Origin of the sequence: Calidifontibacillus erzurumensis (genome assembly GCF_013303125.1) — a bacterium.
GTDB lineage: Bacteria > Bacillota > Bacilli > Bacillales > Bacillaceae_J > Calidifontibacillus > Calidifontibacillus erzurumensis.
This window is the reverse complement of the sequence record NZ_JABTTE010000026.1, coordinates 1-17,592: the sequence shown is the minus strand read 5'-3', so window position 1 is coordinate 17,592 and position 17,592 is coordinate 1. Positions and strand designations below refer to the sequence as shown.

At 38.9% G+C, this 17,592-nt stretch carries 17 protein-coding genes and 1 riboswitch; of the genes, 3 read left to right on the top strand and 14 right to left on the bottom strand.

What is annotated here, in order from left to right; translation table 11 throughout:
- Positions 1-65: 65 nt before the first annotated feature.
- A complete protein-coding gene (locus HR057_RS14775; RefSeq protein ID WP_173732221.1) occupies positions 66-1,805 on the bottom strand; it encodes an adenine deaminase C-terminal domain-containing protein in 1,740 nt (579 codons plus the stop codon).
- A gap of 124 nt (positions 1,806-1,929) precedes the next feature.
- On the opposite strand from HR057_RS14775, the gene HR057_RS14770 reads away from it, so the two are divergent.
- Complete coding sequence (locus HR057_RS14770) at positions 1,930-2,217, top strand: YgaP family membrane protein (RefSeq protein WP_173732220.1); 288 nt, start codon at positions 1,930-1,932, stop codon at positions 2,215-2,217.
- 206 nt (positions 2,218-2,423) lie between these two features.
- A complete protein-coding gene (locus HR057_RS17335) occupies positions 2,424-2,537 on the top strand; it encodes an EYxxD motif small membrane protein (RefSeq protein WP_329955895.1) in 114 nt (37 codons plus the stop codon).
- A gap of 38 nt (positions 2,538-2,575) precedes the next feature.
- Here the strand turns inward: HR057_RS17335 and purD are convergent, their stop codons facing one another.
- The 13 genes from purD to HR057_RS14705 all read right to left on the bottom strand — a co-directional run bounded on the left by purD (position 2,576) and on the right by HR057_RS14705 (position 16,596).
- Positions 2,576-3,844: a phosphoribosylamine--glycine ligase gene (purD, locus tag HR057_RS14765; RefSeq protein ID WP_173732219.1), complete on the bottom strand. Its 1,269-nt coding sequence runs from the start codon at positions 3,842-3,844 to the stop codon at positions 2,576-2,578.
- 96 nt (positions 3,845-3,940) lie between these two features.
- On the bottom strand, positions 3,941-5,479 hold the full coding sequence (gene purH, locus HR057_RS14760; protein ID WP_173732218.1) for a bifunctional phosphoribosylaminoimidazolecarboxamide formyltransferase/IMP cyclohydrolase: 1,539 nt from the start codon (positions 5,477-5,479) through the stop codon (positions 3,941-3,943).
- The gene (purN, locus tag HR057_RS14755) at positions 5,479-6,054 is read right to left on the bottom strand and encodes a phosphoribosylglycinamide formyltransferase (protein ID WP_173732217.1); all 576 of its coding nucleotides are present in this window, start codon (positions 6,052-6,054) and stop codon (positions 5,479-5,481) included. The genes purH and purN overlap by 1 nt, the downstream gene beginning before the upstream one ends.
- A complete protein-coding gene (purM, locus tag HR057_RS14750) occupies positions 6,051-7,091 on the bottom strand; it encodes a phosphoribosylformylglycinamidine cyclo-ligase (RefSeq protein ID WP_173732216.1) in 1,041 nt (346 codons plus the stop codon). Before purM ends, purN begins: the two co-directional genes overlap by 4 nt.
- A 138-nt stretch (positions 7,092-7,229) precedes the next feature.
- Positions 7,230-8,675: an amidophosphoribosyltransferase gene (purF, locus tag HR057_RS14745; RefSeq protein ID WP_173732215.1), complete on the bottom strand. Its 1,446-nt coding sequence runs from the start codon at positions 8,673-8,675 to the stop codon at positions 7,230-7,232.
- Positions 8,651-10,882 (bottom strand): phosphoribosylformylglycinamidine synthase subunit PurL, encoded by a 2,232-nt coding sequence (gene purL / locus HR057_RS14740; protein ID WP_173732214.1) that lies wholly within the window; start codon positions 10,880-10,882, stop codon positions 8,651-8,653. The genes purF and purL overlap by 25 nt, the downstream gene beginning before the upstream one ends.
- Positions 10,866-11,552, bottom strand: coding sequence for a phosphoribosylformylglycinamidine synthase subunit PurQ (purQ, locus tag HR057_RS14735; protein WP_173732213.1), 687 nt, complete (start codon positions 11,550-11,552; stop codon positions 10,866-10,868). Before purQ ends, purL begins: the two co-directional genes overlap by 17 nt.
- Positions 11,549-11,800, bottom strand: coding sequence for a phosphoribosylformylglycinamidine synthase subunit PurS (gene purS / locus HR057_RS14730; RefSeq protein WP_173732212.1), 252 nt, complete (start codon positions 11,798-11,800; stop codon positions 11,549-11,551). The genes purQ and purS overlap by 4 nt, the downstream gene beginning before the upstream one ends.
- Entirely contained in the window at positions 11,788-12,513 is a 726-nt protein-coding gene (purC, locus tag HR057_RS14725; RefSeq protein WP_173732243.1) for a phosphoribosylaminoimidazolesuccinocarboxamide synthase, read from the bottom strand. The genes purS and purC overlap by 13 nt, the downstream gene beginning before the upstream one ends.
- A 105-nt stretch (positions 12,514-12,618) precedes the next feature.
- Positions 12,619-13,911, bottom strand: coding sequence for an adenylosuccinate lyase (gene purB, locus HR057_RS14720; RefSeq protein WP_173732211.1), 1,293 nt, complete (start codon positions 13,909-13,911; stop codon positions 12,619-12,621).
- Between the two features lie 88 nt (positions 13,912-13,999).
- On the bottom strand, positions 14,000-15,166 hold the full coding sequence (gene purK / locus HR057_RS14715; RefSeq protein ID WP_173732210.1) for a 5-(carboxyamino)imidazole ribonucleotide synthase: 1,167 nt from the start codon (positions 15,164-15,166) through the stop codon (positions 14,000-14,002).
- A complete protein-coding gene (gene purE, locus HR057_RS14710; protein WP_173732209.1) occupies positions 15,159-15,650 on the bottom strand; it encodes a 5-(carboxyamino)imidazole ribonucleotide mutase in 492 nt (163 codons plus the stop codon). The genes purK and purE overlap by 8 nt, the downstream gene beginning before the upstream one ends.
- A gap of 164 nt (positions 15,651-15,814) precedes the next feature.
- Positions 15,815-15,916: riboswitch (purine riboswitch) on the bottom strand.
- A gap of 137 nt (positions 15,917-16,053) precedes the next feature.
- Positions 16,054-16,596 (bottom strand): DUF2179 domain-containing protein, encoded by a 543-nt coding sequence (locus tag HR057_RS14705; RefSeq protein WP_173732208.1) that lies wholly within the window; start codon positions 16,594-16,596, stop codon positions 16,054-16,056.
- 345 nt (positions 16,597-16,941) lie between these two features.
- On the opposite strand from HR057_RS14705, the gene HR057_RS14700 reads away from it, so the two are divergent.
- Complete coding sequence (locus tag HR057_RS14700; protein ID WP_173732207.1) at positions 16,942-17,376, top strand: Hsp20/alpha crystallin family protein; 435 nt, start codon at positions 16,942-16,944, stop codon at positions 17,374-17,376.
- Positions 17,377-17,592 lie beyond the last annotated feature (216 nt).

The window sequence follows — 17,592 nt, the reverse complement described above, 5'->3', positions numbered from 1 at the left end:
CTAGGAAAGACATAATATTCATCTCAAAAGATAAATACTATGTCTTTACCTGTCACTTTAACAGTTTAACGCATAATCGAAGGAAAGAGTACTGTTTTTTTCATTACATCAAAAATTCCTTGAGGAGTCACGCGAATATATGGCAAATGTGTTGATGATAAAAACAATAATGTATAGACAGGATCAATAAATTTATATCCTCTTTCTTGAAGAAGTCTAAATAACTCTGTTTCTTCATGGATTAACTCATCAAGACTTTTCGTTGACATGACCCCCGAAAGTTTCAGTTCAATTTCATGGATGACTTCCCCATTTTCAACTAAAACGATGCCGCCGCCAAGTTCTTTCATTCGTCGGAAGGCCGTCAACATATCTTTTTTACTTTTACCAATGAGAACAAAATCAGCAGTATTTGAAAATGAACTTGCAAATCCGCAAACTTTATTGGCAAAGCCCTTTATGATTGTATTAATTCTCCATTGTCCATTTTTATCAACAAGCATTAAAAAGCTTTCATCATGATCCATCGGCAATTCATCAACGGATACGTCAAAATTAATAGAATAAGGTTTCATGATAACGGAATTGATCATTTCCATCCCGAATGGCATTGAAAATTGTAGATCATCCATTGTCAGTTCCCAATCAATTTTTTGCGGTTTCAAATCATATTGCTCCCAAGGAAATGTTGCTACATTTACAATTGGAACTCCATCTCTCCTGATCCATTTCCCTTTCGCAATGACAGATACTGGTGTTGGATTTCTTGGGTCATCTAATATATTTAAATGAGCAATCCTTCCAGGACCTATCATGCCATGTAGCGAATCTAAATTATAATGTCTAGCTACATTGTAAGAAGCCATATTATATGCATCAATTTCCGGAACCCCTTTTTCAAGGGCAATTTTAATCAATTTATCAATTACACCGTCTTTATAAAAAGCCGGTGGAGACCCGTCCGTTGTAAAAAGTAAACGGTCAAAATGATCGATTCCAAGTTCAAACATTTCATCCAATAATTTAGGCAAGTCAGGGCGAATCGATGAGTGTCTTAAAGAAGCTGTGTACCCTTGAACAAGCCTTTTATACACATCTTCGCCAGTGATTGCTTCATGGTCAGAATCAACGCCCATTAGAAGCATCTTTGTCAAAGTTTTTTCAGATGCTCCTGGAAAATGCCCTTCAATTGGCTTTCTTAACCGCTTCGTTTCTTGCATCCAGTGAAGAAGAAAATCATCGCCATCTAGAGCTTTCGGCCAAGACGTCAACTCTCCTCCTTGGACAACAAGATCATGCTCAAGCCAATCTTTTATATTATCCGGACAAAAAATTTGCCCTTCCCCTGCGATCTCCGTTTGTGGATCATATCTGCACCACCAATACATGGAGCTAGGGAGGTTATTTAATTCATCTATCAAAGAAAACGCTTTCTTATTGGATAAAAGCAAAACAAACATCAAATTGTCATTGATCAATGTTGTCGTCCCAGTTTGGGATGCATATTGAGCAAATGAATGGGGATTATATAACTGAAACGGATGCACATGTGGTTCAATATAACCTGGAACAATGTGCATATTTTTACAATCAACAACTTCAGTTCCATCCAATCGCTCAGGCATATCATTTCCGACATATACAATACGATCTAGATGAATCCAAATATTTGCTTTTATCCACTTACGCAGCGCTTGATTCAAGTAAGTAGCATTTTTTAACACTATTGATGGGGACTTTTTCCCGTTAATAACAGCAATTTGTTCACGGATTAACTTCGTCCGCCATCTATATCGGTCAGGCATAGTGATCCTCCATTCTACAGTACATTCATATTCATTATATTAACATATTTCTTATTTTAAAGCATTAAAGAGCGCTTTAATGTAACTAATTTTTAACAATTAAAATATGAGGAGGAATAGTAACATGGTAAAACCTAATATTGGGATTGTTAATGCGCTTATTCGATTGACGTTTGGCTTTACTTTGCTTACTTGGGCAGGTGCGAAAATGGTGAAAAATCCTTGGCGCGATTCATATCTATGGGTAGCATTGGTCGCTGCGATGAAGATTGCAGAAGGGATTACAAAGTTTTGTCCAATGACAGCTCTTTTTGAACAATATCAACAACAACAAAAACCAACTGAGCACAAAAATCAATTGTTAGAAAAAACATTCTCCTCACTGACAGAAAATGCTGTTAATCCAACGTAATTTTAAAAAGTGGCAAGCTTTCAATGGATAAAGAAAAAACTTCAATCAATTAAATGGGTACTCAACGAGTTTTGATCTATATAAAACAATGGAGTTGCGCTTGCCTTTCAACACCATTCATTGGAAACACATTTCACAAAAGGAAGCTGACCTGTTTAGGATCAGCTCCTTTCATTTTCATTATAACATATGCCTATTAAAAGGAGATGTTCAACGTGTTTTGGGAATACTTTACTGACATGTCTTTTGTTTATGCAACGCTAATCGGTGGAATTATAGCCATTTTTTTTGTCTATGTGAAAAAGCGAGGGGTGCGATGAAGCACCCTTTTTTATTTACATTTTTCAAGTCAAAAGATTTATGAATTGATATGAGCAATCGCTCTATAGCCTATATCTTTTCGATAGAAAAGACCGTCGCAATGTACTTTTTCCAATTGTTTATAAAGATGCTTTTGTGCCTCTTGAAGATCTTTGCCTCTTGTTGCAGCCAAAAGGACGCGGCCGCCGTTTGTCATGAAGCAATCTTCTGTTTTCTTCGTACCGGCATGGAACACAAAAATGTCATCAGACATGTTGTAAAGACCGTGAATGACATGTCCTTTTTCATATTCGTTTGGATACCCTTTGGCAGCTAAAACAACGCCGATGACAGCATCATTTGACCAGTTTAAATGAACCGGATTGTCTTCTAAAATATCTTGAATTAACAATGCAAAGTCATTTTCAAGGCGCGGTAAGACAACTTGCGTTTCAGGGTCTCCAAAACGTGCATTAAACTCGATTACCTTTGGACCTGTAGCTGTTAAAATGAGACCGGCATACAAAACACCCGTAAATGAACGGTTTTCTGCAACCATTGCTTTTGCTGTCGGCTGTAAAATCGTCCGCAATGCTTCTTCAACTGCTTCATCAGGAATTTGCGGAACTGGAGAATATGCACCCATACCACCAGTATTTGGCCCTTGATCACCATCATAGGCACGTTTATGGTCTTGCGAAATGACCATCGGGTAAACTTTTTCCCCTTTTACAAATGCCATGAATGAAAATTCTTCACCTTCAAGATATTCTTCGATCACAACTTTGCTGCTTGCTTCACCGAATTTAGCATGGTTCATCATTTCATCAATAGCACTAAGCGCCTCTTCCAATGTCATCGCAACGACAACGCCTTTACCTGCCGCAAGTCCGTCCGCTTTAATGACGATTGGCGCTCCCTCTTTTTCAATATATGCTTTTGCTTCCTCATAGGAAGTAAACGTTTCATATTTCGCAGTTGGGATATTGTATTTCTTCATTAAATTTTTCGCAAAAGATTTGCTGCCTTCAATAATTGCTGCTTCTTTGCGCGGACCGAACACACGCAAACCTTCTTCTTCAAACTTGTTCACGATGCCTGCCGCCAAAGGAGCTTCAGGACCGATAAACGTTAATGAAACCCCTTGTTCTTTTGCAAAACGTGCGAGAGCTTCATGATCATTTTCATTTATATCAACCAATTCGGCAACATCCGTCATCCCGTCATTTCCTGGCGCAACATACACTTTATCAACGATCGGGCTTTGCGCAAATTTCCAAGCAAGAGCATGTTCACGCCCGCCGCGGCCAACAACAAGTACTTTCATTGCGTTCCCTCTCCTCTTCGATTGAATTTAGGAAACGTCCTTCATTATAAACGAAGGACGCTTTTTTTCCAATACTCTTCATCGCTTTTACAAAAATTAATGTTTAAAATGGCGCACTCCTGTAAATACCATCGCAATGCCGTATTCATCACATTTTTTAATTGAATCTTCATCACGAATGGAGCCGCCTGGCTGAATAATTGCCGTAACACCAGCTTTGGCAGCTTCTTCAACAGTATCCGGCATCGGGAAGAACGCATCTGAGCCCATCGCGCATCCTTTTGCTTTTTCACCTGCTTGTTCGATTGCAATTTTCGCTGCTCCAACGCGATTCATTTGACCCGCACCAACGCCAATTGTCATATTATCTTTGGCAAGTACAATCGCATTGGATTTCACGTGCTTAACAACTTTCCAAGCAAGTTTCAAATCTTTCCACTCTTCTTCAGTAGGTTGACGCTTCGTCGGGATTGTAATTGTCGCATCATCTAATCCGAACGTATCTTCATCTTGAACAAGTAGTCCGCCATGAATAGACGTTAATTTTTTCTCTACTTTCTCATCTTTCACAAATGGAACTGTTAATAAGCGCAAGTTTTTCTTTTCTGTTAAAATTTCCAATGCTTCTTGGCTAAAAGAAGGTGCAATAATGATTTCCAAGAAAATTTCTTTCATTTTTAGCGCAGTTCGTGCATCAACTTCACGGTTCACTGCAATAATGCCGCCAAAAATAGATACCGGGTCAGCAGCATATGCTCTGTCAAATGCTTCTTCGATTGTTGCACCAACACCAACGCCGCATGGATTCATATGTTTCACGGCAACGGCAGCAGGCTCTTCAAATTCTTTTACAATGCCCAATGCTGCATCAGCGTCATTGATGTTATTATAAGAAAGTTCTTTTCCATGAAGCTGAGTAGCTGCTGCAATTGAAAATTCTGATCCTAATGGCTTTTTATAAAATGTTGCTTTTTGGTGTGGGTTTTCACCATAACGCAACGTTTGCTTCTTCTCAAAAGTAATTGTTAAAGATTCTGGATCTTCTTCTCCTGCTTGTTTTGTCAAATATTCAGCAATAACAGCATCATAAGCAGCTGTATGGCGGAAAACTTTTGCAGCAAGCTTCCGTTTTGTTTCAGCACTTACATCGCCAGTTTCTTTGATTTCGGATAATACTTGATCATAGTCTGCAGGATCTACAACAACCGCAACGTCTTGATGGTTTTTCGCAGCTGAACGAAGCATTGTTGGACCGCCAATATCAATGTTTTCAATTGCATCAGCAAATGTAACATCAGGTTTAGCAATGGTTGCTTGGAATGGATATAAATTAACAACTACAAGATCAATTGGAGTAATTTGATGCTCTTTTAATGCTTTTTGGTGTTCTTCATTGCTACGGATGGCAAGCAATGCACCATGAATATTTGGATGTAATGTTTTAACCCGTCCGTCCATAATTTCAGGAAAACCTGTAACTTCAGAAATTCCAATGACAGGAATCCCATTTTCTTTTAAAACTTTACTCGTACCACCTGTTGAAATGACTTCAACTCCGTTTTCAACAAGTGCTTTTACAAAAGGCACGATCCCTTCTTTATTTGAAACACTAACTAGTGCACGTTTAATTGCCATTACAAATTCTCCCCCGAACATAATTTTTGAATGACGCTAGGATATAATGAATGCTCTACTTTTTGAATTTTCTCCTGTAAGCTTTCCCGCGTGTCTGTCTCTTCAACTCTTACAGCTTCTTGAGCGATGATTGGGCCTGTGTCCATCCCTTCATCAACATAATGAACGGTAACACCGGTTATCTTCACTTTCGCATTATATGCTTGTCCAATCGCATCTAAACCTGGAAAAGCCGGCAATAATGACGGATGAATGTTGATAATTTTTCCCTCATATGCTGATAACAATGTTTCACCGATCAAACGCATATAACCAGCAAGAACGATCAATTCTACTTTTTCTTCCTTTAAGCGATTTAAAATTTCTGTTTCATATTCTGCTTTCGATGGGAAATCCTTTGGTGATAAAACAAGAGTCGGAACGTTCGCTTTCTCAGCCCGCTCAATACAATAAGCACCTGGCTTATCACAGACAAGAAGTACTACGTTACAAGAAAGTTTTTTCTCTTTCACCGCATCGATGATTGCTTGAAAATTGGAACCATTTCCCGATGCAAATACAGCTATTTTTTTCATTGTGAATTTCCTCCATTGAAGATAACCCCTTCGCCCTGCTTAACTCTGCCGATTATGTACGCTTTTTCGCCGAGAGCTTGCAGCGCTTCGATCACACCATTGGCCTCGTTTTCCTTCACGGCAGCCACCATACCAATGCCCATGTTAAAGACATTGAACATTTCCATATGATCTAAGTTTCCGGTTTTTTCAATTAATTTGAAAATTGGTAAGATCGGCCAAGAGCCAAGATCAATTTCCGCAGCCAATCCTTCCGGAAGCATCCTTGGAATGTTTTCAATAAAGCCGCCGCCTGTAATATGAGCTAAACCTTTCAAATCAAATTGATTGAGAAGTGCTAAAATAGGCTTTACATAAATTTTCGTTGGTTTGAGAAGTTCTTCACCCAACGTACCTTCTAAACCTTCGTATTGACCGTTCAAGTCAAGGCCGCCGGCTTCAAGCAGCACTTTACGAACTAATGAATAGCCATTGCTATGAATACCGCTTGATGCGATCCCAATTAAAACGTCACCCGCTTCAATACGGCTTCCAGTAATCAACTTTGATTTTTCGGCAACACCGACTGCAAAACCAGCCAAGTCGTACTCATCTTCACCATACATGCCAGGCATTTCAGCCGTTTCGCCGCCTATTAAAGCACAACCTGCTTGAACACAGCCTTCGGCAACACCTTTGACGATCATTTCAATTCGCTCAGGCACAGCTTTGCCGCAAGCAATATAATCTAAAAAGTAAAGCGGTTCAGCACCTTGTACAACAATGTCATTGACGCACATGGCTACACAGTCGATGCCAATCGTATCATGCTTATCCATTAGAAAAGCAAGCATGAGCTTTGTACCGACGCCATCTGTTCCGGATATTAAAACCGGCTCTTTCACATTGACTTTTGAAAGGTCGAACATGCCGCCAAAACCGCCCAAACCGCCGATCACTTCAGGACGGATGGTCCGTTCAACATGCTTTTTCATTCGTTTCACAGATTCATAGCCTGCTTCAATATCAACACCTGCGTTTTTATAAGCATTTGACATGTCTTTATCTCCTCTTCTTTTTTGAAGGAAGCTCCGCAAGCTTGTCAAAAGCTTACGTGCTTCCTTCCTTCATACTTTCACATCCGTTGAATTTATCGAGAGCAACTTTTTGCCTTTTAAACGTCTTTTTTGCCTGCGTTACATAGCAGGAGTTTTAGAATCTTTTTGTTGTGCTTTATTTTTAGCACGGTTCACTTCATTCGGGTAAATTTCTGTAGGGTATTTCCCTGTAAAACATGCAAGACATTGACCGCAATTTTCTTCTTCGGTGCTGCGGCCAATCGCTTTTAATAATCCTTCTTGCGAAAGGAATGCGAGCGAATCAGCTCCAATTTCTTTTCGAATTTCTTCAATAGACATGGAAGCTGCAATTAACTCTTCCGTTGAAGATGTATCAATACCATAAAAACATGGACTGATGATCGGCGGAGAGCTGATGCGTACATGAACTTCTTTTGCTCCTGCCTCTCTAAGCATCTTAACGATTCTTCGGCTCGTTGTACCACGGACGATTGAATCATCAACCATCACTACACGTTTTCCTTCCACCACACCTCGAACAGGCGAAAGTTTCATTTTTACGCCGCGTTCGCGAAGTTCTTGAGAAGGTTGGATAAACGTACGACCAACGTAGCGGTTTTTGATAAGGCCGAGCTCATATGGAATGCCAGAAGCTTCTGCAAAACCAATGGCTGCTGAAATACTTGAATCAGGCACACCTGTAACGACATCCGCTTCCACTGGTGCTTCAAGCGCCATTTGTTTACCTAATCTTTTTCTTGCACTATGGACATTGATATTATCAACATTGCTATCCGGCCGTGCGAAATAAATATATTCCATGCTGCAAATCGTCCGGTTTACATTCATTGTAAACCTCTCGGAGCGAAGTCCTGTATCATCAATAATAATTAGCTCACCAGGAAGAACATCACGTACATAATCAGCTCCGATCACATCAAAGGCACATGTTTCTGAAGCAAGTACATAGGCACCATCGAGCCGTCCGATTGAGAGTGGACGGAACCCATTTGGATCGAGGGCTGCCATCAATTTATTTTCTGTCATAATTAAATAGGCGTAAGCACCTTTAACCATTGATAAGGCATTTTTCACTTGTTCCTCGATCGTATAGAAGCCGCTGCGGCGGATCAAATGGGCAAGTACTTCTGTATCAGAAGTTGTTTGAAAAATAGAGCCTTGACATTCTAATTGGCGTCTTAAAGCAATAGCATTTGTAAGGTTGCCGTTATGAGCCAATGCTAAGCTTCCCGTCTGCGAGTTAAAGAGAAGCGGCTGTACATTTTCAAAGCCGCCTCCTCCCGCTGTAGAATAGCGGACATGACCAATGGCACCTTTACCAGTTAAATTTTTTAATTCACCCATGCCGAAAACTTCTGTAACCAAGCCTAAACCTTTGGAGATTTTTAAGGTTTCACCATCTGTTACAACAATTCCAGCACCTTCTTGACCACGATGTTGAAGACTATGCAAACCATAATAAGTCAAATGTGCTGCATCAGGGTGTCCCCATACTCCAAAAACACCACATTCTTCATTTAAGCCTTTGATTTCAGCAAGCATGGTATAGCTCCTTTCCAAACATCCTTCAGTTTCGCTGTTTCAGCAGAAATCAACACAGCTTCTTGTTCATCAACAATTGTTAATTGGCCGGATTGTGTTACTTCACCTACAAGACGGGCATCTTTTACAATCGCTTCAAATTGCTTCTGATGTTCTTTTTTAACAGATACAATAAAACGTGATTGTGTTTCGCTAAATAATGCAGAAACAACTTCCCCTTCTATTTTTACTGTGGCACCCAAGTTCGTATTATTCATTAAACATTCAGCTAAAGCTACTGCAAAACCGCCTTCTGCAATATCATGGGCTGATTGAACAAAGCCTGATTTAATTGCTGTTAAAAGTTCTTGTTGACGTTTCACTTCAATTTCAAGGTCGATCTCAGGCGCTTTTCCGAAAATACGTCCTTCTAACATTTTTTGCAATTCGCTGCCGCCAAATTCAGGTTTTGTTTCACCAATTACAAAAATGAGGTCGCCAGCTTCTTTAAAATATTGCGTTGTAATATGTTCAAGATCTTCAATTAAACCAACCATACCAACGACTGGTGTTGGATAAATAGCAACGCCATTTGTCTCATTGTATAGAGAAACGTTACCGCCGATAACTGGTGTTTTTAAAGCTTCACATGCAGCACTCATGCCGTCTGTTGCTTTTTCAAGCTGCCAGAAAATTTCCGGTTTTTCCGGATTTCCGAAGTTCAAACAATCGGTAATTGCTAACGGTTCCCCACCGGAGCATACGATATTCCGAGCAGCTTCACTTACAGCAATTTTTCCGCCTGTTTCTGGATCTAAATACAAATAGCGAGAATTACAGTCTGTTGTCATCGCCAATGCTTTTCTTGTGCCGCGAATTCTAAGAACAGCTGCATCTGATCCAGGAGGTACAACCGTATTTGTACGCACCATATAATCATATTGGTCATAAACATACTCTTTGCTTGCAATGGTTGGCTGACTTAATAGCTTTAGAAGCGTTTCATTATAATCAGCTACAGTTGGCACATATGGAGCCATTTCTTGAAATTCGCGATAATAAGCTGGCTCTTTCGACGGTTTATGATAAACTGGAGCATCTTTCGCAAGTGCATCAACTGGAACGTCTGCTACAAGTTCTCCTTTATGATAGAGGCGCAGTCTCTTGTCATCCGTTACTTTACCAATAGCCGTTGCTGCTAATCCATATTTTTTGCAAATATCAATAATTTCTTGTTCGCGTCCTTGTTTTACAACTAAAAGCATGCGTTCTTGCGATTCTGACAGCATCATTTCATAAGCAGTCATGCCTGTTTCACGCTGCGGCACTAAATCTAAGTTCATTTCGATGCCATAGCCTGCTTTACTTGCCATTTCACTTGATGAAGATGTAAGTCCGGCTGCACCCATATCTTGAATACCCACAAGCGCATCAGATTTTACAATTTCAAGACAAGCTTCGAGAAGAAGTTTTTCCATAAATGGGTCGCCTACTTGTACAGCAGGGCGTTTTGCTTCTGATTCCTCACTCAATTCTTCAGATGCAAATGTAGCACCATGGATACCATCGCGTCCTGTTGAAGCACCTACATAAAGAACTGTATTGCCGACGCCTTTTGCTTGTCCTTTTTTAATATCTTCGTGATTGATTAAACCAACACACATCGCATTGACAAGCGGATTCCCTTCATAAGATGGATCGAATTGAACCTCCCCACCGACAGTTGGGATGCCAATGCAATTCCCATAACCTGCAATACCGTGTACAACTTCTTCAAAAAGATATTTCATCCGTGGAGTTGTCAACTCACCAAAACGGAGGGAATCCAAAATTGCTATTGGACGTGCACCCATTGAAAAGACATCGCGGATAATTCCTCCAACGCCAGTCGCTGCACCTTGATATGGTTCAATGGCAGAAGGGTGGTTGTGGCTTTCGATTTTAAAAACAACTGCTTGATTATCGCCAATATCTACAATCCCTGCACCTTCACCAGGTCCTTGTAATACGCGTTCACCTTTTGTAGGGAATTTTCTTAAAACTGGCTTGGAATTTTTATAGCTGCAGTGCTCTGACCACATGACAGAAAATAAGCCAAGCTCTGTATAGTTTGGAAGACGGCCGAGAATTTTCTCGATCATCGCAAATTCTTCATCACTTAGACCCATTTCACGATAAATGGCTTCTTCTTTAATTTGCACTGGTGTTGGTTCAAGAAGTAATGACATGTGATTCCCTCCAGTTTTTTAAGATCGATTTGAATAATTTAAGTCCGTCTGCACTGCCTAATAATTCATCAACGGCACGTTCAGGGTGCGGCATCATGCCCAACACATTTCCTTTTTCATTTATAATACCGGCAATATCAGCTTTGGAACCGTTTGGATTTGTACCATGGTATTTGAAAACAATTCGATTATTTTCTTCTAATTCTTTTAATGTCTCATCATCGCACTCATAGTTTCCTTCACCATGCGCGATTGGAATTGTAATAATTTCTGATTTTTCATAACCGCTTGTAAACATCGTGTTATTGTTTACAACTTCAAGTTCCACAGGACGGCAAATGAATTTCAAATTATTATTGCGTTTCATCGCCCCTGGTAAAAGCCCTGACTCCAATAAAACTTGAAAACCGTTGCAAACTCCTAAAATCGGCTTGCCTTCTTCTGCTGCTTTAATGACTGCTTCCATAATATTTGAAAAACGAGCAATGGCACCACAACGAAGATAGTCGCCATAAGAGAAGCCGCCAGGAAGTAAAATCGCATCAAATCTGCTTAAATCTTTTTCCGTATGCCACACATACTCTACTTCTTCACCAAGCTCATCTTTTATGGCATGATACATATCGATATCACAATTGGAGCCTGGGAAAACGATGACTGCAAATCTCACTGGGCGACAACCTCCTCAATTTCATAGCGATAATCTTCAATAACCGGATTGGCAAGCAAGCGGTCGCACATTTCCTTTACCTTTTGTTCAACATTTTCATTGCTATCAATTGTTAATTCCATATATTTACCAATACGAACATTCGTTACATCTGTATATGACAAGCTATGAAGTGAATTTTTCACAGCAACTCCTTGAGGATCTAAAACACTTTCTTTTAGCGTTACATAAACTTTTACTTTGTACATTCTTCAGCGCCTCCTAAACGTTTCAAAATTTCTTCATATGCATCCGTTAAACTTCCTAAATCACGGCGGAAAATATCTTTATCAAGTTTTTGGTTCGTATCTTTATCCCAAAGACGGCATGTATCAGGTGAAATTTCATCAGCTAAAATAATTTCACCGTCTGCTGTCTTTCCAAATTCAAGTTTGAAATCGACTAATTTAACATTTCTTTCTGCAAAATACGGAACTAAAATTTCATTCACTTTTAATGCAGCTTGTTTAATCTTTTGCAACTCTTCTTCTGTCGCAATTCCCAAAACTTCAATGTGATCATTGTTTATAAACGGATCTCCCAAAAGGTCACTTTTATAATAAAATTCAACAATCGTTTTTGTTAAAGGGGCTCCTTCCGGCAATCCAAGACGCTTGGATAAACTGCCGGCAACAATATTTCGGACAACTACTTCAAGTGGAACGATTTCCACTTTTCTGACAAGTTGTTCTGTATCTGATAGTTTTTGCACAAAATGATTTGCAATCCCTGCTTCCGTTAATTTCTGAAATAGCAACGATGTAATTAAATTATTTAGACGGCCTTTGCCAGTAATTTGCGCTTTCTTTTCACCATTAAAAGCAGTTGCATCATCTTTATACTCCACCCAAACAATGTTCTCGTCATTTGTGGAATAAATTTTTTTCGCTTTCCCTTCGTACAATAACTGGCCTTTTTCCATTTTCGGTTTCCTCGCCTTCAGAAATTTTTGAAAAATATTCATTGAGCGAAAGCCCCTGCCCCATCTTTACCGTTTCTCTTGAGGAGCTTCCGCTTCTTTTTTTACTTATAGCCCTAAACGTTCAAAGATCATATCTACATGTTTCAAGTGATAGTTATAATCGAAGCAATCATCAATTTCTTCTTTACTTAAGTAACTTGTAATTTTTTCATCAGCTTCAATAAGAGAACGGAATGGTACTTGCTTTTCCCATGCTTCCATGGCTTTTGGCTGTACAGTATCGTAAGCTTCTTCCCTAGATAAACCTTTATCAATAAGCGCTAATAATACACGTTGTGAGTAAATTAAGCCAAAGGTGCGTTCCATATTGCGTTTCATATTTTCAGGGAACACCGTTAAGTTTTTAACAATGTTCGTGAAACGATTCAACATATAATTCAATGCAATCGTTGCATCAGGAAAAATAACACGTTCTGCTGATGAATGCGAAATATCGCGCTCATGCCATAAAGGTATATTTTCATAGGAAGTCAACATATAACCGCGCATGAGTCGAGCAATACCTGTCATATTTTCTGAGCCGATCGGATTGCGTTTATGCGGCATCGCCGAAGAACCTTTTTGACCTTTCGCAAAAAATTCCTCAACTTCCCGAGTTTCGCTCTTTTGTAATCCGCGAATTTCTACTGCAAACTTTTCAATAGATGTCGCAATTAAAGCAAGAGTAGAAATATAGTCGGCGTGACGGTCACGCTGTAAAGTTTGTGTTGAGATTGGTGCAGGTTTTAATCCTAATTTTTCGCACACATATTGTTCAACAAATGGGTTAATATTTGCATATGTTCCAACAGCACCGGAGATTTTCCCAACACGGATGCCTTCTGCTGCACGTCTGAAACGTTCTAAATTCCGTTTCATTTCTTCATACCAAAGGGCAAGCTTCAAGCCAAAAGTTGTTGGTTCAGCATGTACACCGTGTGTACGTCCCATCATTACTGTATATTTGTGCTCTTGTGCTTTTTCTTTCAATACAGCGATAAAGTTTTCAATGTCTTTTTCTAAAATTTCATTTGCTTGTTTTACTAAATAAGATAATGCTGTATCAACTACGTCAGTTGATGTTAAACCATAATGCACCCATTTCTTTTCGTCTCCAAGTGTTTCTGAAACGGCCCGTGTAAATGCAACTACATCATGGCGTGTTTCTTGTTCAATTTCATAAATGCGTTCAATATTAAAAGAAGCATTTTGACGAAGCTTAATAACATCTTCTTTTGGAATTTCTCCAAGCTCTGCCCATGCTTCACAAGCTAATATTTCAACCTCTAGCCAAGCTTTAAATTTATTTTCTTCAGTCCAAATCGCTCCCATTTCAGGACGGGTATAACGTTCTATCATAAATGTTCCTCCATTTCTTCTCATTCGATTGCTTCATTAAAAATATCAACTTGATATCAATTTGCTATCTATTGCTATTAATTTTATACTAGTTAAAAATTTTCTCTTCTTCCGCATCAGAATTGACAGCTTTCGTCCAAATCCCCAACTCTTCATACCTTTGCAAAGCTTCCTCAACCGAATAAGCTAAAATGTTGAGATGCCCCATTTTTCGCTTTTCTTTCGCTTCAGCCTTCCCGTACAAATGAAGCTTGCAGTCCGAGAATTGACCAATTTTTTCTAGTACAGGCTGCAGGTGCTCACCTAAAATGTTAGCCATCACAACCGGCTTCAATAAATCGGTCTTTCCAAGCGGCCAGTCACAAATTGCTCGAATATGCTGTTCAAATTGCGAAGTTTCACAAGCATTTATTGTATAATGGCCTGAGTTATGCGGACGTGGCGCCAACTCATTTATATAGATCTCTCCATCTTTCGTTAAAAACATTTCCACTGCTAGCGTTCCGATCATATTGATTGAATTAGCAAGATTAATCGCTTTTTCTGCAGCCAAATCAGCAACTGCATCATTAATTCTTGCTGGTACAATCGTTTGCGAAAGAATATTATCAACATGAATGTTTTCTGCAACTGGAAATGTTCGGACTTCTCCGGAAACACTTCTAGTTACGATCACAGAAATTTCTTTTTCAAAAGAGAGCCATTGTTCTAAGACGCATTGACCGTGAGAAAGAAGTTTTAATGCTTCTTCCACATCTTTCATCTCTCGAATGACAGCTTGTCCTTTTCCATCATAGCCGCCCCGGCATGTTTTTAACACGGCTGGAATGCCAAGCTTTTTTAATCCCTCTTCTAAATCTTCTTTATTATTAACTAAGTGATATGGAGCTACTTTTGCCCCGCTTTCTACTATTGCTTTCTTTTCATTGGCACGATCTTGCGTAATTTTAATAAGTTCGCTACCCTGCGGCAAATATGCATTTTTTTCTAACCAACTTAACACTTCATGATCAACATTTTCAAATTCATATGTTATTACATCGCTAACTTCTGCCAATTTCTTTGCAGCTTCTAGGTCATTATATGGAGCTACAATTTCAATATCAGCTACTTGGGCACATGGAGAATCTTTCGTTGGTTCCATGACAGCAATGCGATATCCCATCTCACGGGCTGCTATTGCCATCATCCTTCCCAATTGGCCACCGCCAATAATTCCAATGGTTTGCCCTGGATAAATTATTTTGTTAGACAAGCAAATCACTGCTTTCTAATACGGCATTACGCATTTCTTCCCGCCTTTTAACCAACCGTTCATCAATTTCCGGGAATTGTGTTCCAAGTATTTGAGCAGCTAAAAGACCAGCATTGATTGCTCCAGCTTTGCCAATGGCAACTGTCGCAACAGGCACGCCGCCCGGCATTTGAACAATTGAAAGGAGTGAATCAAGTCCATTCAATGCTTTTGATTGAACTGGTACACCGATGACAGGCAATGTTGTTTTTGACGCCACCATTCCTGGCAAATGAGCAGCCCCTCCGGCACCTGCAATGATCACTTTAATGCCTCTTTCCTTTGCTTTCTCTGCATATTCAAACATTAAATCTGGTGTCCGATGAGCAGAAACAACTTTCTTTTCATAAGGGATTTGACATTCTTCCAACACTTTACAGGCATGCTCCATTGTCGGCCAATCCGATGTACTTCCCATAATAACCCCAACTAATGGTTGTTCCATGGAATTATCCTCCTAAAATTATATAGTAAACTCTAGTGTACAAGCTCTACTTCTTTGTGTCCAAAACAAAAAATGCCAGGGTAGATCTTTCAAAAAAGAGAAAGGAATCCACACCTGGACATGAAAACATAAAGGAAGACAGTCCTTCCCTATGCTACGTCACTGATGAAATACACCTTCCTCATAGTCCGATTATTTACGGTAATCGGGTAGAGACTTTTGGGCCATATTCCCAAGATTATATGAGGTTTTGTTGATATTCATTTTCCTTACTCATTTTAACAAGCATTTCTTTCAACTGTCAATAAAATATCGAACAATTTTATTTTTTAAAGATTTTAATGTTCGGATTTTGCGCATCAGTTCGATTAAATTCCATATTGTCAGTTTTCCAGTGTGGTTCTTATTGTGTCAGTTTTCCATTTTTTAAGGATTTTACCCAAAAACCTCCATAGATTGTTTTTGGTTCAAAAGAAATGATAAATGCTTTAGGATCGATTTCTTTGATCGTTTTATAAAGAGACCGTTCATGTTTTCTCGGTGTTAAAATTTCCATGACAAGCCGGTCTCCTTCCATTCCATAAGCCATCCAGCTCGTAACACCATAACCATTTTGCCTAAGTGTATTTGTAAAGTCTTTATTAATTTCTTTTGTTATTACTTGGACCATAATGTAACCTAATGCCAATTTTTCTTCAATCTTCATTCCAGCAAGGACGCCCAGTGCATAACCAATCGCATATGCAATTAAGTTCTCAATCCTATCTAGATTTTCAAGAACTAGTCCTAGCCCAACTACATAAATGATAACTTCGATTGCGCTAATCGTTGCTGCCAAATAACGTTGGCCTTTTAAGGTTAGGATCATACGGATGGTAAAAAACGATACATAAATAATATTAATGGCTAAAATAATGACAATCATAAAAATTGCATTTTCTAACAAACGAAAATCCCCCTTCTGAACTTGTTAAACCCTTATTCTACCTGAACTGTCATGGAATGAAAAGACCTCCCTCTCCTAAATGGCCAGTTAACCGAATGAACGACGAGATCTATCACAAATTACTCAAAAACAAACACTCTTTTGCTTATGTTACATATGTTAATTAAGGAGATAGCCCATTTAGTCAAATTACCTAATAGATCAATTATGTAAAATAAGACGTATATATTATGGATAAAATTATGTTTGGTTTTCTGTTGACCGAATGCCAAGATACTTGAAAAGGAAGCTAATTTTATTGAGTAGATCGTGTAAGAAACGTAATGGATAGAAGGAGTGACGGGTATGGATCCTTTTAAAAACTGGCAAGACTGGCGCAAAAATCTTGATGCTTTTTTCGGAGAAAACTTTTTAAGCAGCTTCGAAAATATCCTCCTCTATAATTATTTTCCCCAAGTGAATGTCTACAAAACCGATAATGAACTAATCGTGCTAGCAAATATCCCTGGGTTGAATGATATTAATAATGTTGATGTCTTTATTGACTACCAGTCGTTGGAGTTAAGAGGCAATGTGAATCTAAAATATAAAGGGTTTAAATTAATTCAAGATGAATTATTTAACGGCCATTTTGAAAGAAAAATTAACTTGCCTTATCCTGTCAAAGAAGATCGTATTGATGCAACTTACCAAAACGGTCTATTAATAATTCATCTTCATCGGCTGATCCCCGATGACCACCGCCGCCATAAAATTGAAATTAAGAAAATTGAGGAATAAACATTTATTGTAGTCTAAACAGTAATATATAGAAGGGATTCTTAGAACACAAGACAACAAATGAGTATTTTCTAAACTTTTTGCTTGGGGTTCACTGAAAGATAGAAAATGTCCAACATCCCTTCTAAATGGCGCAATTCTAATCAATCAGCATAAATTCATAAAAAATACTAGGTTTTAAATATAAATAAAAAAGCAGCATAAAATGCTGCTTTT

Excerpts from the sequence above, each read along its gene's own strand:
- purD (WP_173732219.1), bottom strand. The coding sequence starts at position 3,844 with ATGAAAGTACTTGTTGTTGGCCGCGGCGGGCGTGAACATGCTCTTGCT.
- HR057_RS14770 (WP_173732220.1), top strand. The coding sequence starts at position 1,930 with ATGGTAAAACCTAATATTGGGATTGTTAATGCGCTTATTCGATTGACG.
- purN (WP_173732217.1), bottom strand. The coding sequence starts at position 6,054 with ATGAAAAAAATAGCTGTATTTGCATCGGGAAATGGTTCCAATTTTCAA.
- purL (WP_173732214.1), bottom strand. The coding sequence starts at position 10,882 with ATGTCATTACTTCTTGAACCAACACCAGTGCAAATTAAAGAAGAAGCC.
- HR057_RS14700 (WP_173732207.1), top strand. The coding sequence starts at position 16,942 with ATGGATCCTTTTAAAAACTGGCAAGACTGGCGCAAAAATCTTGATGCT.
- purB (WP_173732211.1), bottom strand. The coding sequence starts at position 13,911 with ATGATAGAACGTTATACCCGTCCTGAAATGGGAGCGATTTGGACTGAA.
- purF (WP_173732215.1), bottom strand. The coding sequence starts at position 8,675 with ATGCTTGCTGAAATCAAAGGCTTAAATGAAGAATGTGGTGTTTTTGGA.
- HR057_RS17335 (WP_329955895.1), top strand. The coding sequence starts at position 2,424 with ATGTTCAACGTGTTTTGGGAATACTTTACTGACATGTCTTTTGTTTAT.
- purM (WP_173732216.1), bottom strand. The coding sequence starts at position 7,091 with ATGTCAAATGCTTATAAAAACGCAGGTGTTGATATTGAAGCAGGCTAT.
- HR057_RS14775 (WP_173732221.1), bottom strand. The coding sequence starts at position 1,805 with ATGCCTGACCGATATAGATGGCGGACGAAGTTAATCCGTGAACAAATT.
- purC (WP_173732243.1), bottom strand. The coding sequence starts at position 12,513 with ATGGAAAAAGGCCAGTTATTGTACGAAGGGAAAGCGAAAAAAATTTAT.
- purE (WP_173732209.1), bottom strand. The coding sequence starts at position 15,650 with ATGGAACAACCATTAGTTGGGGTTATTATGGGAAGTACATCGGATTGG.
- purH (WP_173732218.1), bottom strand. The coding sequence starts at position 5,479 with ATGGCAATTAAACGTGCACTAGTTAGTGTTTCAAATAAAGAAGGGATC.
- purS (WP_173732212.1), bottom strand. The coding sequence starts at position 11,800 with ATGTACAAAGTAAAAGTTTATGTAACGCTAAAAGAAAGTGTTTTAGAT.